Raw genomic sequence first — 20173 nt, 5'->3', positions numbered from 1 at the left:
GGCTCCTATGCTGCGCATGAAAAACCTGAGCAAAGTGTATCGCACCCACATGATCGAAACCCACGCGCTGCGCGGTTTCGAGATCGACGTCAAGCAAGGCGAATTCGTCACCGTTACCGGCCCGTCCGGCTCCGGCAAGACCAGCTTCCTCAACATCGCCGGCCTGCTGGAAGAATTCACTGACGGCGAGTATGTGCTGGACGGCGTCAACGTGCGCGGCATGGACGACAATGCCCGCTCGCGCCTGCGCAATGAAAAGCTGGGCTTCATCTTCCAGGGCTTCAACCTGATTCCCGACCTGTCGCTGTTCGATAACGTCGACGTGCCGCTGCGCTATCGCGGCTTCAACGCGGCCGAGCGCAAGGAGCGCATCGAGGACGCGCTGGCCAAGGTCGGCCTGGCCTCGCGCATGAAGCACTATCCGGCCGAACTGTCCGGCGGCCAGCAGCAGCGGGTGGCGATCGCCCGCGCGCTGGCCGGCTCGCCCAAGCTGCTGCTGGCCGATGAACCGACCGGTAACCTGGATACGCAAATGGCGCGCGGTGTGATGGAGCTGCTGGAAGAGATCAACGCCGCCGGCACCACCATCCTGATGGTGACCCACGATCCCGAACTGGCGGTGCGCACCCAGCGCAATGTCCACATCATCGACGGCCAGGTGTCCGACCTGGTGCGCAAGTCGCCGTCGCTGAGCACCGTCGGCCACGCCGCCCAAGCGTAAGGAGCGCAGCATGTTCCAATACTACTTTTTGCTGGGCGTGCGCAGCCTGCGCCGCAATCCGGCCCTGACCGCGCTGATGGTGCTGACGCTGGCCATCGGCGTGGCGGCCAGCGTGTCGACGCTGACTATCCTGCACGTGATGTCCGGGAATCCGATCCCGCACAAGAGCGACCGCCTGTTCGTGCCGCAGTTCGACAACGGTCCGCTGGAAAGCTACAAGCCCGGCGACCGCGCCAACGACCAGCAAATGAGCTACCGCGACGCCGTCAATCTCATGGCCGGCAAGGCCGGCGAGCGGCGCACCGCGCTGTTTGGCATCGGCATGCCGCTGGAGCCGGAGCGTAAGGACATGGCGGTGTTCATCGTGCGCGGCATCGCCACCGGCGGCGATTACTTCAACATGTTCGAAACCCCGTTCCTGCACGGCCAGGGCTGGGCGCCGGCCGCCGACCAGCGCGGCGACGACGTGGTCGTCATCAGCCGCAAGCTGTCGGAGAAACTGTACGGCGACGCCGATCCGGTCGGCCGCCGCGTGCGCATGGGCGGCTTCGATTACCAGATCGTCGGCGTGCTCGATACCTGGAGCGTGGTGCCGCGCTACCAGCACCTCGACAGCGCCGACGGCGCCTTCGGCGACGAGGACGATATGTATGTGCCCTTCGCCACCGCGGTGCGCCACCAGGTGGACCGCAACGGCAGCACCGGCTGCCAGGGCAACGTGGAGCCGGGCTACCAGGGCTTTCTCGATTCCGAGTGCACCTGGATCCAGTTCTGGTTCGAGACCGCCAGCGCCGACCGCGCGGCGCTGCAAAGCTACCTGGATAGCTACACCGCCGAGCAGCGCAAGCTCGGCCGCCTGCTGCGCCACTCGCCCAACAAGCTGTATAACGTGATGGAATGGCTGGAGTTTAACAAGGTGGTCGACAACGACAACAAGCTGTCGGTGTGGCTGTCGTCCGGCTTCCTGCTGATTTGCCTGGTCAACACCATCGGCCTGCTGCTGGCCAAGTTTTCGGTGCGCGCCGCCGAAGTGGGCATCCGCCGCGCGCTGGGCGCCTCGCGCCGCGAGATCTTCACCCAGTTCCTGATCGAGACCACGGTGGTCGGCCTGGTCGGCGGCGTGCTGGGCCTGCTGCTGGCGTTCGGCGCGCTGTCGCTGATCGCCATGCAATCGAAGACGCTGTCGGTGGTGGCGCAGATGGACTGGATCATGCTGCTCACCACCTTTGCGCTGGCGGTGCTGGCGGCGGTGCTGGCCGGCCTGCTGCCGACCTGGCGCGCCTGCCAGGTGACGCCGGCGCTGCAACTCAAATCCCAATAAGCGAGGTCCATCATGGAAATCCGTCCTATCCTGTCCGCGCTGCTGCGCAATAAAACCGGCCCGCTGCTGGTGGCGGTGCAGGTCGCCCTCAGCCTGGCGATCCTGTCCAACGCCATCTACATCGTCAAGGACCGCCAGGCCATGTCGGCGCGCGCCAGCGGCGTCGCCAACGAAGAGCAGATCGTCAGCGTCCAGGTGCGCCATCTGAAGACGCTGCCGCACGAGGCCAGCCTGGCCAGCCAGCACGCCGAAATCGCCACCATCCGCGCGGTGCCCGGCGTCACCTCGGTGGCCCAGGTCAGCCAGAATCCGCTTAGCCGCTCCGGCAATACCACCGGCCTGGCCACCGACTACAAGCAGGTCACCTCGACCACGCTGGGCTCGACCTACCAATCCGCCGAATCGCTGGTGAAAACCTGGGGGCTGCAACTGGTGGAGGGCCGCGATTTCCTGTCCAACGAGCTGCTGGAAATCGACGGCAACACCAGCAAGGAATTCCCCAAGGTGGCCATCATCACGCGGGTGCTGGGCGAAAAGCTGTGGCCCGGCGCCACCAGCTTTGTCGGCAAACAGATGCTGAACGGTACCGGCAGCGACGCCAACCCGTTGCGCATCGTTGGCGTGGTTGAAAAGCTGCAGACGCCGAATGCGCAAATCGGCGCCAAAGGCGAGCAATCGTTCATCGTGCCGGTGCGCACCACCGGCGATGCCGGCTACGGCTACACGGTGCGCGCCGAGGCGGGCCAGCGGGACCGGGTGACCAAGGAAATCGAAGCGGCGCTGCGCGCCGCCTCGCCGGAACCGCTGATCATCAAGACCAAGACCCTGTCGGAATTCCGCAAGCTGCGCTATCGCGCCGACCTGGCGCTGGCGTGGATGCTGGTGACGGTCAGCGTGCTGCTGCTGCTGATCACCGCCAGCGGCATCGTCGGCATGGCCAGCCTGTGGGTCACGCAGCGCCGCAAGCAGATCGGCGTGCGCCGCGCACTGGGTGCGCGCCGGGTCGATATCCTGCGCTACTTCATCACCGAGAACGTACTGATTACGAGTGCCGGCGTCGCCGCCGGCGTGCTGCTGGCACTGGGGCTGAACCAGCTGTTGGTCAGCAAGCTGGAAATGGCGCGGCTGCCGGCCAGCTACCTGTTGATCGGTTCCGGCGTATTCCTGGCGCTGGGCGTGTTCGCCGTCTACGGCCCGGCATGGCGCGCGGCCAGCATCTCGCCGGCCACTGCCACCCGCACCGCGTAATGACGGCAACCGGAGCCCAAGGCATGCCGCGACAATGTTATGCTTGCGGCATGCCTACTGTACTCATCATCGACGATAACGCCGCCGTTTCGGTGGCCCTGGAAGTGCTGTTTTCACTGCACGACATCGAGGCGCTGCGCGCCGCCTCGCCCGAAGCCGGCCTGGCGCTGCTGGAGCAGCACAGCGTGGACCTGGTGTTGCAGGACATGAACTTCAGCGCCGACACCACTTCCGGCGAGGAAGGCACGGCGCTGTTCGGCGCCATCCGCGCCCGCCATCCGGACCTGCCGGTGATCCTGCTGACCGCCTGGACCCACCTGAATGCGGCGGTGGACCTGATCAAGGCCGGCGCCGCCGACTATCTGGCCAAGCCGTGGGACGACAACAAGCTGATCGCCACTGTCAACAACCTGATCGAACTGGGACAGGCCAAGCGCGCCTTGCAGCAGCGCGTGCAGGCCGACCTGCGCCAGCGGCGCGAACTGGAAAACGGCCACGACCTGCGCGGCATGGTGTTTCAGGACCAGGCCACCGAACGCGTGATCCATCTGGCCTGCCAGGTGGCGCGCGCCGACGTGCCGGTGCTGATCTCCGGCCCGAATGGCACCGGCAAGGAACGCATCGCAGAAATCATCCAGGCCAATTCCGCCGTGCGCGGTGGACCATTCGTGGTGCTGAACTGCGGCGCCATCCCGTCCGAGCTGATTGAGGCGGAGCTGTTCGGCGCCGATGCCGGCGCCTACACCGGCGCCTCCAAGGCGCGCGAGGGCAAGTTTGAAGCGGCCGACGGCGGCACGCTGTTCCTCGACGAAATCGGCAACCTGCCGCTGGCCGGACAAATGAAACTGCTGCGGGTGCTGGAGACCGGCCGCTTCGAACGTCTCGGCTCCAACCGCGAGCGCCAGGTCAAGGTGCGCGTGATCAGCGCCACCAATGCCGACCTGCAGGCCATGATCAAGGCCGGCACCTTCCGCGAAGATCTGTTCTATCGCCTCAACGTGATCGAACTGCGGCTGCCGCCGCTGGCGGCGCGGCCGCTGGACATCCTGCCGTTGGCGATGCACTTCCTCGGCGCCGGCAAACAACTGCATGCCGATGCGCAGGCGGCGCTGCTGGCGCATGCGTGGCCGGGCAACGTACGCGAACTGAAAAACGTCATGATGCGCGCCGGCCTGTTGGCCAGCGGCGACGTCATCAAAGTGGCCGACCTGGGCCTGCCGCCGGCGTCCGCTTCGGCAGCGATGTCGGCATCGGTCGGCACAGCAGCGGCCAGCGCCGATGAAGGCAACCGTGAACCGGACCGCGACGCCATCAGCCTGGCGCTGAGCCGGGCCGGCGGCGTGGTGGCGCAAGCGGCGGCGGAACTGGGCCTGTCACGCCAGGCGCTGTACCGGCGCATGGAGCGGCTGGGCATCGTGCGGCCGTGACCGGGCACCGCGACAACACTGATCGCGAAGCCGACGCCGCGGCAGGAAATGCGGCCGAGGCGCCGGCGGGGTCCGGCAAAGCCGCCGGGCAGACATCACGCGACCGCGAGCCTGCCGCCGCCGGCGCGGCGCAACCACGGCGCGGCCTGCGCCTCTCGCTGCTTACCCGCTGGACCGCGCTGATTGGTACGCTGCTCACCGTCGGCATCCTGATCGCGCTCGAACTCACCCGCGTCTTCCCAGACAATTCCAGCCTGGTGCTGGCGATCTGCCTGCTGTGCGTGCTGCCTATCTCCATCATCACCATCCGCGCGGAGCTGGAGCGCATGCTATCGCTGTTCCGCGCGCTGACCGGCACCGTCACCAGCTACCAGGACGGCGACTTTTCCTTCAGCCTGCACTGGCCGCAAAACGATGAACTGAGCGACCTGGTAGCCGCCCACAACGCGCTCGGCGCCGTGCTGCGCAAACAGCGCCTCGACCTGGTACAGCGCGAACTGCTGCTGGACACCATGGTGCAAAACACGCCGGTGGCCATGCTGCTGGTCAGCGACGCCGGCCCTATCGTCTACGCCAACCTCGCCGCGCGCCAGCTGCTGAACCAGGGCCGCCGGCTGGAAGGCCATCAGCTCGAAGACATCCTGGCCCACGCCTCGCCGGCGCTGCTGGAAGCACTGGCACGCGGCGGCGACGGCCTGTTCACCACCAAAGCCACCGGCGCCAATACCGACATCGACGAAGAAGATGTCTACCACCTGGCGCGCCGCAGCTTCAAACTGAATGGCCGTAGACACGAACTGCTGCTGCTGCGCCAACTGACGATGGAACTGCGCCGCCAGGAAGTGCAGACATGGAAAAAAGTCATCCGCGTGATCAGCCACGAACTGAATAACTCACTGGCGCCACTGACCTCGCTGGCCCACTCCGGCGCGGAGCTGGTGCGGCGTGGGCAGACCGAGCGCCTGCCGCAAATCCTGGGCACCATCGAAGAGCGCACCCGCCACCTGGAAAACTTCATCCTCGGCTACGCGCGCTTCGCCAAGCTGCCGACGCCACGGCTGGAAACCCAGCACTGGCAAGGCTTCCTGACGCAGCTGGGTGAGCAGGTCATGTTCAAGCTAGTGGGCGAGCCGCCGGCCGAGCCGTGCGCCTTCGATCCGGCGCAGCTGGAGCAAGCCTTGCTAAACCTGCTGAAGAACGCCCACGAATCCGGCTCGCCCACGGATGAAGTCAGCCTGGAGATACGCCGCCTGCACGACGCCGTGCGCATCGATGTGCTGGACCGTGGCCCCGGCATGAGCGAAGCGGTGTTGACCAACGCGCTGGTGCCGTTCTACTCCACCAAACGCAGCGGCACCGGCCTCGGTCTGGCGCTGGCGCGCGAAATCGCCGAAGCGCACGGCGGCCGCATCACCCTCACCAACCGCGAAGGCGGCGGCCTGACCGTGACCATCATTTTGCCGCTGGCCTGATAAACTAGCGGGATGTCCAAGTCTCCATCCCCCTCCCCCCGCTTCGATCAACCTGGCCACCCGCCCGCCACCGTCACCGAATTCCAGGGCGTGCGCAGCCTGCACCTTGGCACCTCCTGGGTGCAGGGTGCGATGCGCATCGCCAAACCCGATAACATCGAGCTGGAATACATCCAGATGATGATGATGTGGTTACTCTTCAACGAGAACCCGCAGCACATCGTGCAACTGGGCCTGGGCAGCGCCGCGCTGACCAAGTTCTGCTACCGCCGCCTGCCGCAGGCGCGCGTGACCGCCATCGAACTCAATCCCAACGTGATCGCCATGTGCCAGGCGCAGTTTGCCCTGCCGTCCAATGACGAGCGGCTGGACGTGCGCGAGATGAACGCCATGGATTTCGTGCTCGATCCGGCCAACCGCAACACCGTCGACATCCTGCAAGTGGACCTGTACGACGAAGAAGCGCGCGGCCCGGTGCTGGACTCGCCGGAGTTCTACCAGGGCTGCGCCGACGTGCTGCGCGACGGCGGCATCATGACCACCAACGTCTTCGGCGACGACTTCTCCAACTACGACAAGAACCTGCAAACCATGGAAATGGTGTTCGACGCCGTGGTGTGGCTGCCGGAAGTGCACGACGCAAACATCGTCGTCATCGCCTTCAAGAATGCGCCATCGCTGGATTTCAGCGTGCTGTATGAGCGCGCCGGCGAGATCAAGAAAACGCTTAATCTGCCGGCAAAGTCATGGGTCAACGGCCTGAAAGAGTGGATGCGCGACCAGCAATAAGCCGCGCCGGTTTCCGTCTATCGATATGCAAGCGCATCATACCGATGCGCGCGCGCCACACTTTTGCACCTGCATTGCGCAGACACGTGCCGGGTCGCCGGCCAGCTTACGATACATTACGTTACAGTGCACGAAGTATGTGCAAATGTGCATAATTCGCAACATTGTGGTGCGTGCCGCGTTGTCGTTACACGACTCCTCCCATTAGTATTTTTCCAACGGCCTTACCCCCCGCGGGCCGTCTTTGGAAAATACCACGAGAGAGAACAATGACAAGAGCTCCGCAATTCAAACGCACCATGCTTGCCAGCGCTATCCTGCTGCTGGCGGCACAAACCGCCAGCGCGCAAACGTCTACCGACAGCGGCGCCAAGGCAGACGAACAAACCGTGGTGGTACTGGGCTCGCGCTCGGTGGCCAAGACGGCGCTGGACACCTCGTCGCCGGTCGGCCTGATCGGCCTCAAGGACCTGCAAACCGCCGGCCCGCTGGAACTGGGCAAGCTGCTGCAAACGCTGGACCCGTCGTTCAACTTCTCCAGCACCTTCATCAGCGACGGCACCGACTCGATCCGCCCGGCCACCCTGCGTTCGCTGGGTCCGGACCAGGTGCTGGTGCTGATCAACGGCAAACGCCGCCACCAGCAGGCGCTGGTCAACGTGCAGCAGACCATTGGCCGTGGCTCGGCCGGTACCGACATCAACGCCATTCCGCTGGCCGCCATCCACCACATCGAAGTGCTGCGCGATGGCGCGGCGGCCCAATACGGCTCGGATGCGATTGCAGGCGTGATCAACATCGTCCTCAAGTCCAACACCGGCGAGACGTCGCTGAGCGGCCAGCTGGGTACCACCTCCGAAGGCGACGGCGACCTGTACTCGGCCAGCGCCAACCGCGGCTTCGCGCTGGGCGAAAACGGCGGCTACATCAACCTGACGCTGGAAGGCCGCAAGCGCGGCGAAACCAACCGCGCCGGACCCGATTCATTGCGCGTCAATCCGCCGCGCGTGACGCAGCACATCGGCGACAGCAACACCAAGGACGGCTACTTCTGGTGGAACGGCGCGCTGCCGATCGATAAAGAGAGCGAGATCTACGCCTTCGGCGGCGTCTCCAAGCGTAAGAGCGATTCGTATGGCTTCTTCCGTTCCGCCGGCGACGATCGCACCGTGCCGGCCGTGTATCCCAACGGCTTCCTGCCGGCGATCAGCACCGACATCAAGGACGCCTCGTTCGCCTTCGGGTACCGCCGCGACCTGCCGCGCGACTGGAAGGCCGACATCAGCATCAACTACGGCCAGAGCGAACTGGCGTTCCACGAGTCGAACAGCTTGAACGTCTCCTACTGGTACGAACCGAAACCGGGCGGCGGCATCTACGCCGACTCGCCGCGCGAAGCCGACACCGGCACGCTGAAGTTCTCGCAGCTGACCTTCAACGCCGACGTCAAAGGCCCGGTCACGCTGGGCAACACCGTGGTCTCGCTGGCCACCGGCTTCGAGTACCGCCAGGACAACTACCAGATCATCGCCGGCGATCCGGTCTCCTACCAGTACGGCCGCACCAACAACCCGGCCATCGCCATCACCACGCCAAGCGGCGCCACCGCTGCCGCCGGCATCCAGGGCTTCCCTGGCTATACGCCGGGAACAGCGGTGGATTCGGGCCGCCACAACATCGCCCTGTTCCTCGACGCCGAGACCAAGCCGGTCGACACGCTGACGCTGGGCGGCGCGGTGCGCTACGAAAAATACTCGGACTTCGGCAGCACCGTCACCGGCAAGCTGAGTGGCCGCTTCGACCCGACCAAGGAAGTCGGCTTCCGCGCCAGCCTGTCCACCGGCTTCCGCGCGCCAAGCGTGCAGCAGGAGTTCTACAGCTCCGTCTCCACCAACCTGAATAACGGCGTGCTGACCGAAACGCTGACCGCGCGCCAGGGCAGCACCGTGACCCAGGCCTTCGGCATCAAGCCGCTGAAGGAGGAAACCTCCACCAACGGCAGCATGGGCGTGGTGCTGCGTCCGGTGAAGAACTTCTCGCTGACGGCCGATGTGTACGAGATCAAGATCAAGGATCGCATTGTGTTCTCCAGCGAGATCGCACCGGAATCCGGCGGCGGCCCGATCGCCAACATCCTCAAACCGCTGGGCGTGGGCCAGGCGCAGTTCTTCACCAATGCGGTGGACACCCGCACCCGTGGCCTGGACGTGGTGGCCGAGAACACCACCAAATTTGATGCGTCCACGCTGGTACTGTCGGGCCAACTGGGCTTCAACAAAACCGAAGTGACCAAGCGTCATTCGACGTCCACGGTGCTGAGCGGCGAGAAGCTGTTCGACCAGTCGCAGGTCACCCTGATCGAACATGGCCAGCCGCGCAAACACCACGTGGTGGCCGCTGACTACACCATGGGCCCGTGGAACCTGAACACCCGCGCCAACTACTACGGCCCGGTGGAGGCTTCCAACTTCAGCCCTCTGCAAAAATGGGATGCGCGCTGGCTGGTGGATGCGACGGTACGTTATGGCTTCAGCAAACGCACCTTCCTCAGTGCGGGCGTCAACAACGCCTTCAACCAGCTGCCTAACCTGTGGGCCAACGGCGGCGACTTCCCGAAACTGGGCTTCACCCGCTGCTGGGAAACCTGCCCTATCGGCGTGAACGGCCGCTCGTTCTACGTGCGGGCGGATACGGCGTTTTAAACGTCCTGGAGCAGTTGGCGGCATACGCCGCAAGGTGCACCAGCGCCGCCAGCTGTTTCACCAATCCTTCCATCTGCTCGGCCGGCACTTGTGCGTAGCCGAGCATCAGTCCCTTCCAGCCAGACTCGCCTTGCGTATCATGCGCGCTCAGCGCATTGACCGCAATGCCGCGCTCCAGCGCCTGCGCCACGATGGCCTCGTCATCAATGGCCGCATCGTTGAAGCGCAACGACAGATGCATGCCGGCCGAACCGCCGTGCACCGTCGCCACCGATCCCAGATGCTGCCGCAGCGCCCCTACCAGCGCATCGCGCCGCTGCCGGTATAGTCGCCGCATGCGCCGCAGGTGCAGCGCGAACTGGCCGCTGCGCAGGAACTCGGCCAGCGCCAACTGCTCGGCCACGCGCCCGCGCGCCGACGACTGTTCGCGCATCTGCAAAAACGCCTCGGCCAGCGATGCCGGCACCACCACAAAGCCGATGCGCAGCGACGGGAACATGGTCTTGCTGAAGGTGCCGAGATAGACCACCGGCGCATTCGCCGCCAGGCCCTGCATGGCGTGCAGCGGCGCGCCGTCATGCCGGAACTCGCTGTCGTAATCGTCCTCGATGATCAAGGCGCCGGCCGCGCGCGCAGACTCGATCAACGCCAGCCGCCGGCGCAAACTCAATACGCTGCCCACCGGGTACTGGTGCGATGGCGTGGTGTAGATCAGGCGCGGTGGCCGCAACAGCCAGTCTTCCGGCGTGGGCGACATGCCATCGTCATCGACGTCAATACCGGCTACCGCGAGGCCGGCGCCACGGGCCGCAGCCAGCGCGCCGCCGTAGCCGGGATTCTCGATCCACACCGTGTCGCCCACGTCGGCCAGCGCATGCATGCAAATATCCAGGCTGCTCTGCGTGCCGTCCGTGATGAACACCTGCGCCGCTTCGCACACTACGCCGCGCGAGGCGCGCAGATGGTCGGCAATCGCCTCGCGCAGCTGCGGTTCGCCGGCCGCCTCGCCGTAGTTCAGCTGCTCCACCGTTATCGTACGCAGTGCGCGTTCCATCATGCGCCGCCACAGCGCCATCGGGAACTGCTCCAGCGCCGGCACCCCGGGCACGAAAGCGCCCATGCGGTCCGCCGGCCCCGGCACCGCGCGCAGATTCCGCACGCGCTGCGACAAGCCGGCTTCCTGCACAGCCGGCGCGCGTCTGGCTGGCTTGTGTTCTGCGGCCAGCGCCGCGACGACCGTGCCGCGCCGGTCCGTCACCACAAAGCCTTCGCTGGTCAGCTGCTCGTACGCATACAGCACCGTATTGCGTGCCACGCCCAACTCCTCCGCCAGCGCGCGCGAGGCGGCCAGCCGTGCGCCTGCGGCCAGCGTGCCGCTGCGAATCGCCGACCGCAGACATTCGTGCAGCATGCGCTGACGCGGCCAGCCCTGATCGCGATGCTGTTCCGCGTAGTCGTTGATCAACAGGGCTAGATCCATTCGTGGCTCCATCAAAATAGTTATGCATGGCTCTACTTATGGAGCCAGCGTTTCATTATATTGGTATTTTTACGAGGAGAACCATGAACGAAGCACCGACCGACCGCACCCGCATCCGCCGCATTGCCACCAACGGCCACTACGACGCCGCCACGCTGCACGCCATCATTGACGACGCCTACCTGTGCCACATCGCCTTCGGCGACGCCAAAGGCGCGCACTGCATCCCCACGGCCTGCTGGCGCGAGGGCGACTACCTGTACATCCACGGCTCCAACGGCAGCCGCATGCTCAAGCGCCTGATGGACGGCGAATGCTGCGTGACCATCACGCATCTGGACGGCCTGGTGCTGGCGCGATCGGCGTTCAATCATTCGATGAACTACCGCTCGGCCATGATCTACGGGCGCTTTGAGGTGGTTGACGCAGCCGGCGCGCGGCATGCAATGGAAGCCTTCATGGAAAAACTGGTGCCTGGCCGGCAGGCGGAGATTCGTCCCGGCTCGGACAAGGAATACGCCGCCACCACCGTCATGCGCATCCCGCTGACAGAAGCAGCCTGCAAGATCCGCAGCGGCCTGCCCGGCGACGATGAAGAAGACCTGAGCTGGCCGGCATGGGCCGGCGTGCTGCCCTTCGCCCGCACCCAACAGGCGCCGATCACCGATCCCGCCTGCACGCTCCCGGCGCCGGACTACGTGCAGCGCTGGCAGCAGGGCTGACGTCAGTCCAGCATCGGCGTCAGGTCCGGATCGCTCTTGCTCATGGCGCGGCGATAAGCAGGACGCGCGCCGATGCGCTGCAGGTAAGCCCTGATGTGCGGATACGGCGTCAGGTCAAACGGCTGGAACATACGCATGGTGGTCAATGAAAAAACGGTCATGATGTCTGCTGCGGAGAACTCGCTACCAGCAAGGCAAGCGGCTTCTCCAAGCCGCGCCTCCATCAATGCCAGAACACGGTCCATGCGTGCCTGCACCGCCGCCAGCGCCGGATGGTCCGGCGGCAGACCGGTGCGCCGCATGAACAGAACCCTGCCGATCGCCGGTTGCAGGTTCCCGTTCGCGAAGTGGAACCAGTAAAGAAAGTCCGCATAGTCCGGGCGCTCCGGCCCAGGCTTGAGCCGCCCGCCGCCATGCTTGACAATGATGTACTCGACGATGGCAGCCGATTCCGCCAGCATCAAGTCGCCGTCTTCAATTACCGGCGCAGCGCCGAGCGGATGGAGCGCTTTCAGTTCCGGCGGCGACAGCATCGTGACCGGATCGCGCGTGTAGTGCTCAATCTCATACGGCACATCCAGCTCTTCGCAGAGCCAGACGACGCGTTCAGATTGGGCATGGCCGAGGTGGTGGATTTTGATCATGGCTGACTGCTTTCATAATGTGCGCTCGTGGCCCCGCACCGCCGTCGGCGCAAAGCCGAAACGTTGGCGAAACCGTACAGCAAAGCGCGATGGAGATTCATAGCCCACCGAGAGCGCGATGTGGGAGACAGGCTGCGTGGTGGCCTGCAGCAGCGTGAGTGCAGTCGCCATGCGGATATCCACCAACAGTTCTGTCAGCGAGTTGCCTTCGGCGGCAAGGCGGCGGCGCAGCGTGGCCTGCGACACAGCTAGCTCGTTGGCCACGCGACCGGCGTTCCAGTCCTGTTGCGGCCTCGCGCCGATCAGCGCGCGCACCTTGCATGAGATGTCGGCGGCTACTGCTGGAGCGGACAACGCGACGCCAGCCTCCAGCAGCCAGTGCATCACCTCCAGCAGGCGCTGGCGCGCCACTGCTGCGGGCAGGCAGTGCGTCAATGCCTGAGTGGCGCGACCAAATGCATCGGTCAGGCCATCTGCTACCTTCGTCACCGCGCGTGCCGGAACGGCTTTGCCGACAGCCTCGCCGCGATAAAACGGATCGTCCAGCAGCACTGGATCGAACACCAGCCAGCGCGCCTCGTAGTGATCGCCCTCGCTCACGGCATTTGTGAAATCGACTGTCTGGCCGCCGCCAAGAACCAGCGCCTGGGCTGGACACGCGTGCACGCTGAGTCCCTGCGAGGTGCGTACCGTCTTGGTACCCCGGTCAACCAGGATCAGCGCAGGCTGCTGCACGTGGACGCGCAGTATCTCCAACTCACGTCCCTGCAGGACATGCGCGGCAGCGCCCACGCCGGGTATGGCGTGGATATTGCGGTCTGCATTGGAAGGAGCTTGCATATCAGCGTCCGTTAGTGGGAACACGCATAGTGTAGCCGCCGCCCGGTGTCGCGTCGGTGCCGTATCAGTCGGATTCGGTGCCGATCCGCTCAAACGTTATTGAAGCTCCAGCGACGCGATCAGCTGTGCAAGAATGGCGCGGTCGTGGCCATGGATTGCCTTCAGCGGCAACGGCAGGCAGGGTGACTTCGTCAGTCCAAGCAACTCGGCGGCGGCGGCCATTACGCGCAGGCTACCACCCTGCCTGGCGACCAGATCCCACAATGGACGCAGGCGCTCCAGCAGCTGACTGGCTTCCTGCGCATCACCACGTTGCGCCGCCCGCGTGATCTCCAGCAGGGTGCGCGGAAACAGGCCGCCCCAGGCTGAATACCAGACTTCGCAACCGGCATTCAAGCCGATGGCGCCAAACCAGTCGCCGCTGACGCCGATCGATACATGCGCGGGAATCAATGCACGCAGACGATCGACACGCGCCTTGGCCTCCTGCGGGTCAAGAGGCATGCCGGGGATTTTGATCGAACGGACATTCGGCAGTTGCGCGATGCGGCCATGGAGTTCGTCGGTGAACTGAAAATTGGTGGTTCCGGGGTTGTCGTAAACGCAGAGGGGAATCGACAGATTGCGCGTTACCGCTTCAAAGTGGCTGTACACCTCTTCGGGGATTAGCTTGTTGTACGAGACAGGCGCCAACAAGACGGCGCTGGCGCCGGCCTTTTGCGCGTCTTCCGCCAGCAGTAAAACATCGCGCGTGCGCAGCGCGCCGATGCCGATCATGACTGGAACGGGACCCGCGTTTTCCACCGCAATACGCGCAACCTGCGCGCGCTCGTCGCGTGAGAGGTAAGCGTAGCCGCCCGAAGAGCCAAGCGCGCCGATGGAGTCAACGCCGGCATCGGCAAGACGCCGGACCAGAGCCGCGTAGGCGACGGTATCGATACCGTCTTCGTTCATAGGCGTTAAAGGGAATGCACTGAGTCCGGAAAACATGGCGACAACTCCGTCGTGGCTGATGTGCCGGATATCATAACCTATCGTCAGCGCCGCCGATCTGCCGCTGCTCGCGCCACCAAAGAGCAAGCAGCATCAGCGCAAACAACACGCCAGCCGCCCGCACGCCCGGCCAGTTGCCGCCATCCGCGACGCCAGCGGAGGCGTTGGGCTCGGCCATCGCGGCGGTGGCGTCGGCGCGTTGGCCGGCGGCCCTTGGCGCGGAGCGGGCGGCATATTGCAACGTCGCGTCACGGCGCAGCGCCTTCTGCCACGCGGGCCAATCGCCGGCGGCATAGACGTATTCCTCGCCCTGCTCCGCCATGCCTTCCGCGCTGAATTTCACCCAGCCAGCCTTCTGCGGCCAAAACGCCGCACACACAGCATCCGCCTTGTCCGCGCGCGCAGCCAGTGCCATCGCCGCATAGCCTTCGGCCGCCAGCGCCGTCCCCGCCTTTACACCCTGCGCGCATACTTCACTGCGCAATCCCGGCGCAGGCAGCGGATCACTCATCTGCCAAACCGTTTTTTGCACGCCATCCAGCACAATCAAATCCATCGCTGACTGCCACCATAACGCCAATGCCTGCGGCGCACTGATCGCATACTTATGCCAGTCCGCCACGCCTACCCACACCACGCGTCCCCGAGCAACGCCCCGCTGCCACAACCACGGCTGCTTCCGGCCATCCCGCGCCAACACGGACCAAGGCGCGGCGACGCTCTCCGCCGGATTCAACTGCGCCGGCGGCAGCGACAACGCACCAAACTGGCGCATATCCTCCTTCTCCGTCGTTGGCGATTGCTGGCGCAGCGACAAACCAAAATCCCGCTGCCACATACCGGCATCCGAAGCATTCCCGCCCAAGACCACGAGCGGCACGCCCTTGCCAGCCTGCGCCAGCAAAGCCGCACGCGCAACGGCGGTCAAATGCTCCACATACGCCGCATCGACAAACATCGCATTGGCCGCTACCAGTGGCGCGCGCGCCGTCTCGCTGCGCGTAATTGATTTGCCTAGCGTGACATTCCAGTCCAATACCGCACCGCCATCGGACAGCAACTGATTCAACGCCCGCGCATCAAAAGACGGCGCATCGAAACGCCCCTGAATCTGCAACGGCACCGCATCCTTCACCTGCAACGGAACCGGTCCCTGCGCAATCGTTTTGCCGTTCTTGTCAAGCAAGCGGGCTTGCAGCACCATGGTCTCGGCCACCGGCGGCAGCCACTGCACGGACAACTGCGTCTCCGCCGCCAGGCCGGAATCCGCCAGCACCTGCTTGTTCTCAGCCAGCAGTTGCAAGCGCCACTGCCCCGGCGCCCATGAGCGCCGCACAGTCAGCGTAAAGATGCGGCCCACCGACATCGAACGAGGGAAATCCAGCCACAATAGATCCGCCGCCGCCGGCTTCCATTGCAGCGGACGCGCAGGCAAATCGCGCCACTCCGCCTCCCGCACGCCATCGCCGCTCAGCACAATGCTGGAAGCCGCCGGAATCGCATACAGATCGGACGCACTGATGCGGCCCGCTTCTGTGCTGACGGCCAACGGCGCCGCCGCGCCAGCAGGCAAGCGCACATCCGCAAGCGCCACCGCCAACGTGGCGCCTGCCACGCCAGCCAACGCCGCGTCGATCCAGCGGCGCTTGCGGCCATACAGCACGGCGCTGATCAAGCCAGCAGCCAGCGCGGCCAACGGTGGCGCAATATTCGCCAGGTCAGTAGAAATAATCATTTAACCTGCTCCTTACCGCTCCACGCCTGGCGGAACGGCGTATCCGCCGAAGGGTGTGCTTGCAGCAGCACCGGCGCATCGGTCAGCGTGCCGCGCAGCCATGCGCGCAACTCGGCACGGCATGGAACGCAGCCATCCTGAACATCCTGCACGGCGCGCTGTGCGCTCAGCTTCTGTTCCTGATCGGTGATGCGCGCGGCAATCGCCTCACGCGCAGCCTTGCTCCACAAGGCGGGTAACGCCCCATCCTGCGACAGCGCCTGGACCAGATCGCGCACTTCGGCCGGTACCGTGTCGCTGGCCGCGCCTTGCGCACGCTTGTAGCTCATGGCGCCGACGATGTCCCCGGTCATGCGTTTTTCTTCCTTCAGCGCCGGCGGCACAAAAGCGGTGCGGTGCAGATAGACGCGTTCCGCCGCCTGCAGTTCCTTGATGGCGTCCAGCGCCTTGTATTCCGGCGGCAGCGCGGTCTTGGGCGATACCGCGCGCAGCGACTTTTCCGCGTCCCACATCGCGGACAGCGCTCGTTTGAGGACCGCTTTCGTCTGCGGGTCGAAGATGGTGGCGTTGTCCTCCACATCGTGCGCATGGCCGAATTCCTTCATGACGCTGATTTCGCTGCCGGCTTTTTCCTGGCCGTGATGTTCATGCTCATGTTCTTCGTCGCCGAACAAGCTGGATTCTTCACCGAGGAATTGGCCATAGCGCAGGCGTAGCGCTGCCTGGTCGGCGGCAATGCCTTCGCTGCGCGAGCGCTGGGTGGCGGCCGGCATGCCGGGATTGGCTTTCAGGTCGGCGACCAGTTGTTCGGTGTCGATGATGATCTGGCGCTGGCTGCGCAGGTTTTCCGGTTTGCTCATGGAAGGTAATGCTGTGGAATCCAGGTTTTCCGCTTCCGGTCCGGGCAGGCGTAGCGTGTAGGTTGGCGACTGGGCGGTATGCGGGTTCTCCGGCGCGTTGTCGGTGGCGCGGACGAAGAAGTAGAGTTCATCGCCCGGCTCCATGCCGAGTTCCGCCAGCGTCCATTGTTTTTTCCAGCTGCGCGATTTGGGATCGCTGGATTGCGGCAGCGGCACTTCCTTGTCGCTGAAGCGAATGTTTTCGCCACTGCCGCGCGCGAGGGTCATGTGCAGGCTGGCGCGGACGATGGCGTAGTCGTCGCGAGCGCTGACGGAGATTTGTACCGACCTGGCGTCTTTTTGCAGCAGGTGGATCAGTTCTGTCGGTTCGCTGACGGTGACTTGCGGCGCCTGATCCGGTGTGACGCGGATGTTGTAGCGGGTGGCGGATGTTCCGCGTACACGCCAGAACAGCGAGTCTTCAACCCGGAGTGTGGCGCAGTCTTTGCCGAAGGTGAGCGTGTGGCCGTCGCCCAGTTCGACGGTGGGTTCGGCGCCGGTGGCGTTGCGGATGCACCAGCGGACCTCGGCGTATTGCGGGATCTGGAGGTCGCGCGCGCCGGTCTCGAAGGGTTTGATACCGGTGTAGGCTGGCGGTGTGATGCTGAGGTATACCTCGCCGTCGATGATAGGTTTGTTGGCGTGGGCGGCCGCTGCCACTGGTGTTGGCGTCGGTGCGGATTGGCCTTGCCATGCGATGGCTGCGCCGGCGGCGAGGGTGGCGAGCAGCAGCGGCCAGATGGAGAAGCGTGCCTGGGTGCGGGCAATGCGCTGGTAGTCGGCGTCTGTGAGCGCGCCGGCAAGGCGGGCTTGCAGGCGTTGTTGCTGAAGTCTGGCGATGGGCGTTTTGGCGTCGCTTGTCAGTAGTTCGCTGCTGTCTTCCAGTGAGGGGATGGCGGCGTTGAGCCACGATTGCCATTGGGCGGCGATGCGTTGCTTCCAGCGGTAGCCGTCGGCGATGGCGCAGACTCCCCAGAGGGTGATGGTTGCTGCCATGGCGATGCGGATGGCGGGCAGCATCCAGCCGGCCAATAGCATTGGCAGGAGTGCGGCCAGCCATTGCGGGCCGCGGCGGCGCCAGATGACGGTCCAGAGGCGGCGGCGCAGGTGGTCAGTTTCGCCGTGCATGCGTGAGGGTCCGTTCAAGGATGAAGAGCGCCAGCAGCGCCAGGGCGAGCCAGTAGGCGGGCTTGGCGTTGGTGATGGCGGGCAGCGCGCTGCGGGCGGCGCTGAAGGTCTGGGATGGCGTGGCGTAGGCTGGCGCAGGCGAGGCGGAGAGCAATTGCCAGGCTTCGTACAGCGCACGGGCAGTGTCGGCGTCGCGTGGCGGGAAAGCGTCCGACGTCCATAGGCGGCCGTGCGGTGAGTCGGCGTAGCGCAGCGCAATGCCGTTAATTGTCAGCCTGGTCGCAGAGGCCAACTCGGGGAAGCCGGCGCTGGCGGCAGCTGTGCCAGTAGCGTTGGCGCTCGCAGTCGCGGCGGCGGACGGCGCGATCCACCAGTGTGGAGCGTGCCAGTTGGCGGGCGGCGCAGTGGCGGGCGTGTCCCATACGATCAGCGTCGTGCCGACGTCTTGTTCGGTGGCGAGTTGGTGGCGTATGGCTGCTTTGCCTGCTACGTCGAAGGCGGCGAACAGTGATTGCCATGCTGGCGTGCGGGCGGCTGGTGCGGCCAGTACGATGTGGTGCGTAGTTGCGGTCAGCTGCGCGGCAGGTGGCACGGATGGCGTCACAGGTGCGACTGACGTGGTCGGCGTGAGCGGTGCGGCTGGCGCGTTGGCTGTACGCAGTTCTAGCTGGTGGCTGAATTGCGGCACGCGGGCCGGCATCGCGATTTGATCGGCGCGGGCGACGATGAGCAGTCGCGCGGTCGGACGCCAATCGCGTTCGTTGGCGCGTAGCCATGCCAGTGGGTTTGGCGGCAGGTCGATGCGCGCGGCGGCGGCAAAGCCTGCGGCGGAGATTTGCTGCTCGGCCCACGCCTTGTCAGCGCCGGCATCAACCAGCACGGTGTCGCCACGCCACGGGAAGATGGTGGCGGCCAGCCAGGCGATCAATATCACCAACAGCAAACAGCGCACCACCAGCAGCAACTTGTCGCGCCACTGCCAGACGCGCAGTTGTTCCGGTGGCGCCGATGGCAGGAAACGCGCAGTGGCCAGCGGTTCGGCTTTCAGGCGCTGGCGCTTCTGGCGATGCCACCAGATCGGCAGCAATAACAGCGGCAACGCCAGCCACCACCAGGGATAAGAACTCAAAATCATCTGGCCCGCGCTCCCGCCAGCTGCAACCAGCTGCGCAAGACGCCAGTCAATGGCTGCTCGATGCGCGCCTCGTAGTGGACGATATCATGTTGGCGACAGCTTGCCGCCACGCTGCCGAAGTGCGCGCGGCTTTGCTGCTTGTAGTGTTCACGGTCGGCGTTACTCATGCGGTGCAGACCATCGTCGCGCTCCGGATCGCGATAGCCTCCGCCGGATTTGAAGCTGGCGTCCACCTCCGCCTGCGTGCGCAGCGTGAGCAGGCGCACGTCGTGCCGCATATTCCGCAAGCGGAGCAAGGCCTCGCTCAGCGGCGACGGCCAGTCGAGGAAATCGCTGGCAGCGAAGATCATGCCCGGCGCGCGCGCGAAGTGCAGGCTGGCGCGCAGCGTTTCGGCCGATGGCAGTTCGCCCTGCGGCGTCGCCCTGTTCAGCGCCGCCAGCACGCGCTGGAGCTGGCGCGGTCCACGCGCGGCCGGCATGTAGTTAACCTTGCCCGCGCTGCACACCACCAGCCCGAAAGCGTCGCCCTGGCGCTGAGCGATAGCGGCCACGCAGGCCAGCACGGTGCGCGCGAACCACAGCTTGTCGATGCCGTTGATCTCGCGGCTCGGCTCCGCCATTGATGCCGTGGCGTCGAGCCAGAGCCAGACTGCGACATGGCTGTCGCGCTCGGCCTCGCGAACGAAATAGCGGTCGGCGCGCGCCAGCAGCTTCCAGTCCACGCGGCGCCATTCGTCGCCGGGAGCGTAGGCACGGTACTCGGAGAACTCAACACCGGCGCCGCGCTCGCGGCCAATATGGATGCCATGGCCCAGGCCAGCCAGCACGTGACGGATCACCAGATCCAGATCCCTGGTCTGGGCCAGCATGGCGGTCATTGCACCAGCGGGCTGCGTTGCGGTCGATTGCATCGGCAG

The 20173-nt window shown here is 65.2% G+C and carries 16 protein-coding genes; 8 read left to right on the top strand and 8 right to left on the bottom strand.

Going from position 1 to position 20173, the window contains the following annotated elements; genetic code table 11:
- Window positions 1–7 precede the first annotated feature (7 nt).
- The 7 genes from GTP55_RS14150 (at window position 8) to GTP55_RS14120 (ending at window position 9680) form a co-directional block, all read left to right on the top strand.
- Window positions 8–721, top strand: a complete 714-nt coding sequence (locus GTP55_RS14150; protein WP_110846365.1) for an ABC transporter ATP-binding protein — start codon at window positions 8–10, stop codon at window positions 719–721.
- 10 nt (window positions 722–731) lie between these two features.
- Window positions 732–2042 (top strand): ABC transporter permease, encoded by a 1311-nt coding sequence (locus tag GTP55_RS14145; RefSeq protein ID WP_161045566.1) that lies wholly within the window; start codon window positions 732–734, stop codon window positions 2040–2042.
- Between the two features lie 12 nt (window positions 2043–2054).
- Window positions 2055–3290 carry an FtsX-like permease family protein gene (locus GTP55_RS14140; protein WP_161045565.1) on the top strand — a complete coding sequence of 412 codons (1236 nt, stop codon included), beginning with the start codon at window positions 2055–2057 and terminating at the stop codon, window positions 3288–3290.
- A 50-nt stretch (window positions 3291–3340) separates the two neighbouring features.
- Complete coding sequence (locus GTP55_RS14135) at window positions 3341–4717, top strand: sigma-54-dependent transcriptional regulator (protein WP_161045564.1); 1377 nt, start codon at window positions 3341–3343, stop codon at window positions 4715–4717.
- 146 nt (window positions 4718–4863) lie between these two features.
- Entirely contained in the window at window positions 4864–6189 is a 1326-nt protein-coding gene (locus GTP55_RS14130; RefSeq protein ID WP_202423713.1) for a sensor histidine kinase, read from the top strand.
- 12 nt (window positions 6190–6201) lie between these two features.
- Window positions 6202–6978, top strand: a complete 777-nt coding sequence (locus tag GTP55_RS14125) for a spermine/spermidine synthase domain-containing protein (protein WP_161045563.1) — start codon at window positions 6202–6204, stop codon at window positions 6976–6978.
- Window positions 6979–7247: 269 nt separating this feature from the next.
- Window positions 7248–9680, top strand: coding sequence for a TonB-dependent receptor plug domain-containing protein (locus GTP55_RS14120; RefSeq protein WP_161045562.1), 2433 nt, complete (start codon window positions 7248–7250; stop codon window positions 9678–9680).
- Here the strand turns inward: GTP55_RS14120 and pdxR are convergent.
- Complete coding sequence (gene pdxR, locus GTP55_RS14115; protein ID WP_161045561.1) at window positions 9628–11160, bottom strand: MocR-like pyridoxine biosynthesis transcription factor PdxR; 1533 nt, start codon at window positions 11158–11160, stop codon at window positions 9628–9630. The two genes, GTP55_RS14120 and pdxR, sit on opposite strands and share 53 nt — an antisense overlap.
- Before the next feature lie 83 nt (window positions 11161–11243).
- Between pdxR and GTP55_RS14110 the strand changes: the two genes are divergently transcribed.
- On the top strand, window positions 11244–11882 hold the full coding sequence (locus tag GTP55_RS14110; protein WP_161045560.1) for a pyridoxamine 5'-phosphate oxidase family protein: 639 nt from the start codon (window positions 11244–11246) through the stop codon (window positions 11880–11882).
- 2 nt (window positions 11883–11884) lie between these two features.
- Here the strand turns inward: GTP55_RS14110 and GTP55_RS14105 are convergent, their stop codons facing one another.
- From GTP55_RS14105 to GTP55_RS14075, 7 genes are all read right to left on the bottom strand, one after another.
- Window positions 11885–12526, bottom strand: a complete 642-nt coding sequence (locus GTP55_RS14105; RefSeq protein ID WP_161045559.1) for a glutathione S-transferase family protein — start codon at window positions 12524–12526, stop codon at window positions 11885–11887.
- Window positions 12527–12538: 12 nt separating this feature from the next.
- Window positions 12539–13366 carry a helix-turn-helix transcriptional regulator gene (locus tag GTP55_RS14100; protein WP_161045558.1) on the bottom strand — a complete coding sequence of 276 codons (828 nt, stop codon included), beginning with the start codon at window positions 13364–13366 and terminating at the stop codon, window positions 12539–12541.
- Between the two features lie 96 nt (window positions 13367–13462).
- Window positions 13463–14356: a dihydrodipicolinate synthase family protein gene (locus tag GTP55_RS14095; RefSeq protein WP_161045557.1), complete on the bottom strand. Its 894-nt coding sequence runs from the start codon at window positions 14354–14356 to the stop codon at window positions 13463–13465.
- A 34-nt stretch (window positions 14357–14390) separates the two neighbouring features.
- Window positions 14391–16094, bottom strand: a complete 1704-nt coding sequence (locus GTP55_RS14090; protein ID WP_161045556.1) for a hypothetical protein — start codon at window positions 16092–16094, stop codon at window positions 14391–14393.
- Window positions 16091–18121, bottom strand: a complete 2031-nt coding sequence (locus tag GTP55_RS14085) for a DUF4175 family protein (RefSeq protein ID WP_161045555.1) — start codon at window positions 18119–18121, stop codon at window positions 16091–16093. The genes GTP55_RS14090 and GTP55_RS14085 overlap by 4 nt, the downstream gene beginning before the upstream one ends.
- Complete coding sequence (locus tag GTP55_RS14080) at window positions 18105–19256, bottom strand: BatA domain-containing protein (RefSeq protein WP_202423708.1); 1152 nt, start codon at window positions 19254–19256, stop codon at window positions 18105–18107. The genes GTP55_RS14085 and GTP55_RS14080 overlap by 17 nt, the downstream gene beginning before the upstream one ends.
- Window positions 19253–20167, bottom strand: coding sequence for a DUF58 domain-containing protein (locus GTP55_RS14075; RefSeq protein WP_161045554.1), 915 nt, complete (start codon window positions 20165–20167; stop codon window positions 19253–19255). Before GTP55_RS14075 ends, GTP55_RS14080 begins: the two co-directional genes overlap by 4 nt.
- Window positions 20168–20173 lie beyond the last annotated feature (6 nt).

Source organism: Duganella margarita (assembly GCF_009857535.1).
GTDB classification, from domain to species: Bacteria; Pseudomonadota; Gammaproteobacteria; order Burkholderiales; family Burkholderiaceae_D; genus Rugamonas; species Rugamonas margarita.
This window is presented reverse-complemented; position numbering and strand designations above follow the sequence as displayed.

Excerpts from the sequence above, each read along its gene's own strand:
- GTP55_RS14135 (WP_161045564.1), top strand. The coding sequence starts at position 3,341 with ATGCCTACTGTACTCATCATCGACGATAACGCCGCCGTTTCGGTGGCC.
- GTP55_RS14100 (WP_161045558.1), bottom strand. The coding sequence starts at position 13,366 with ATGCAAGCTCCTTCCAATGCAGACCGCAATATCCACGCCATACCCGGC.
- GTP55_RS14090 (WP_161045556.1), bottom strand. The coding sequence starts at position 16,094 with ATGATTATTTCTACTGACCTGGCGAATATTGCGCCACCGTTGGCCGCG.
- GTP55_RS14095 (WP_161045557.1), bottom strand. The coding sequence starts at position 14,356 with ATGTTTTCCGGACTCAGTGCATTCCCTTTAACGCCTATGAACGAAGAC.
- GTP55_RS14120 (WP_161045562.1), top strand. The coding sequence starts at position 7,248 with ATGACAAGAGCTCCGCAATTCAAACGCACCATGCTTGCCAGCGCTATC.
- pdxR (WP_161045561.1), bottom strand. The coding sequence starts at position 11,160 with ATGGATCTAGCCCTGTTGATCAACGACTACGCGGAACAGCATCGCGAT.
- GTP55_RS14125 (WP_161045563.1), top strand. The coding sequence starts at position 6,202 with ATGTCCAAGTCTCCATCCCCCTCCCCCCGCTTCGATCAACCTGGCCAC.
- GTP55_RS14075 (WP_161045554.1), bottom strand. The coding sequence starts at position 20,167 with ATGCAATCGACCGCAACGCAGCCCGCTGGTGCAATGACCGCCATGCTG.
- GTP55_RS14085 (WP_161045555.1), bottom strand. The coding sequence starts at position 18,121 with ATGCACGGCGAAACTGACCACCTGCGCCGCCGCCTCTGGACCGTCATC.
- GTP55_RS14080 (WP_202423708.1), bottom strand. The coding sequence starts at position 19,256 with ATGATTTTGAGTTCTTATCCCTGGTGGTGGCTGGCGTTGCCGCTGTTA.
- GTP55_RS14145 (WP_161045566.1), top strand. The coding sequence starts at position 732 with ATGTTCCAATACTACTTTTTGCTGGGCGTGCGCAGCCTGCGCCGCAAT.
- GTP55_RS14140 (WP_161045565.1), top strand. The coding sequence starts at position 2,055 with ATGGAAATCCGTCCTATCCTGTCCGCGCTGCTGCGCAATAAAACCGGC.
- GTP55_RS14105 (WP_161045559.1), bottom strand. The coding sequence starts at position 12,526 with ATGATCAAAATCCACCACCTCGGCCATGCCCAATCTGAACGCGTCGTC.
- GTP55_RS14110 (WP_161045560.1), top strand. The coding sequence starts at position 11,244 with ATGAACGAAGCACCGACCGACCGCACCCGCATCCGCCGCATTGCCACC.
- GTP55_RS14150 (WP_110846365.1), top strand. The coding sequence starts at position 8 with ATGCTGCGCATGAAAAACCTGAGCAAAGTGTATCGCACCCACATGATC.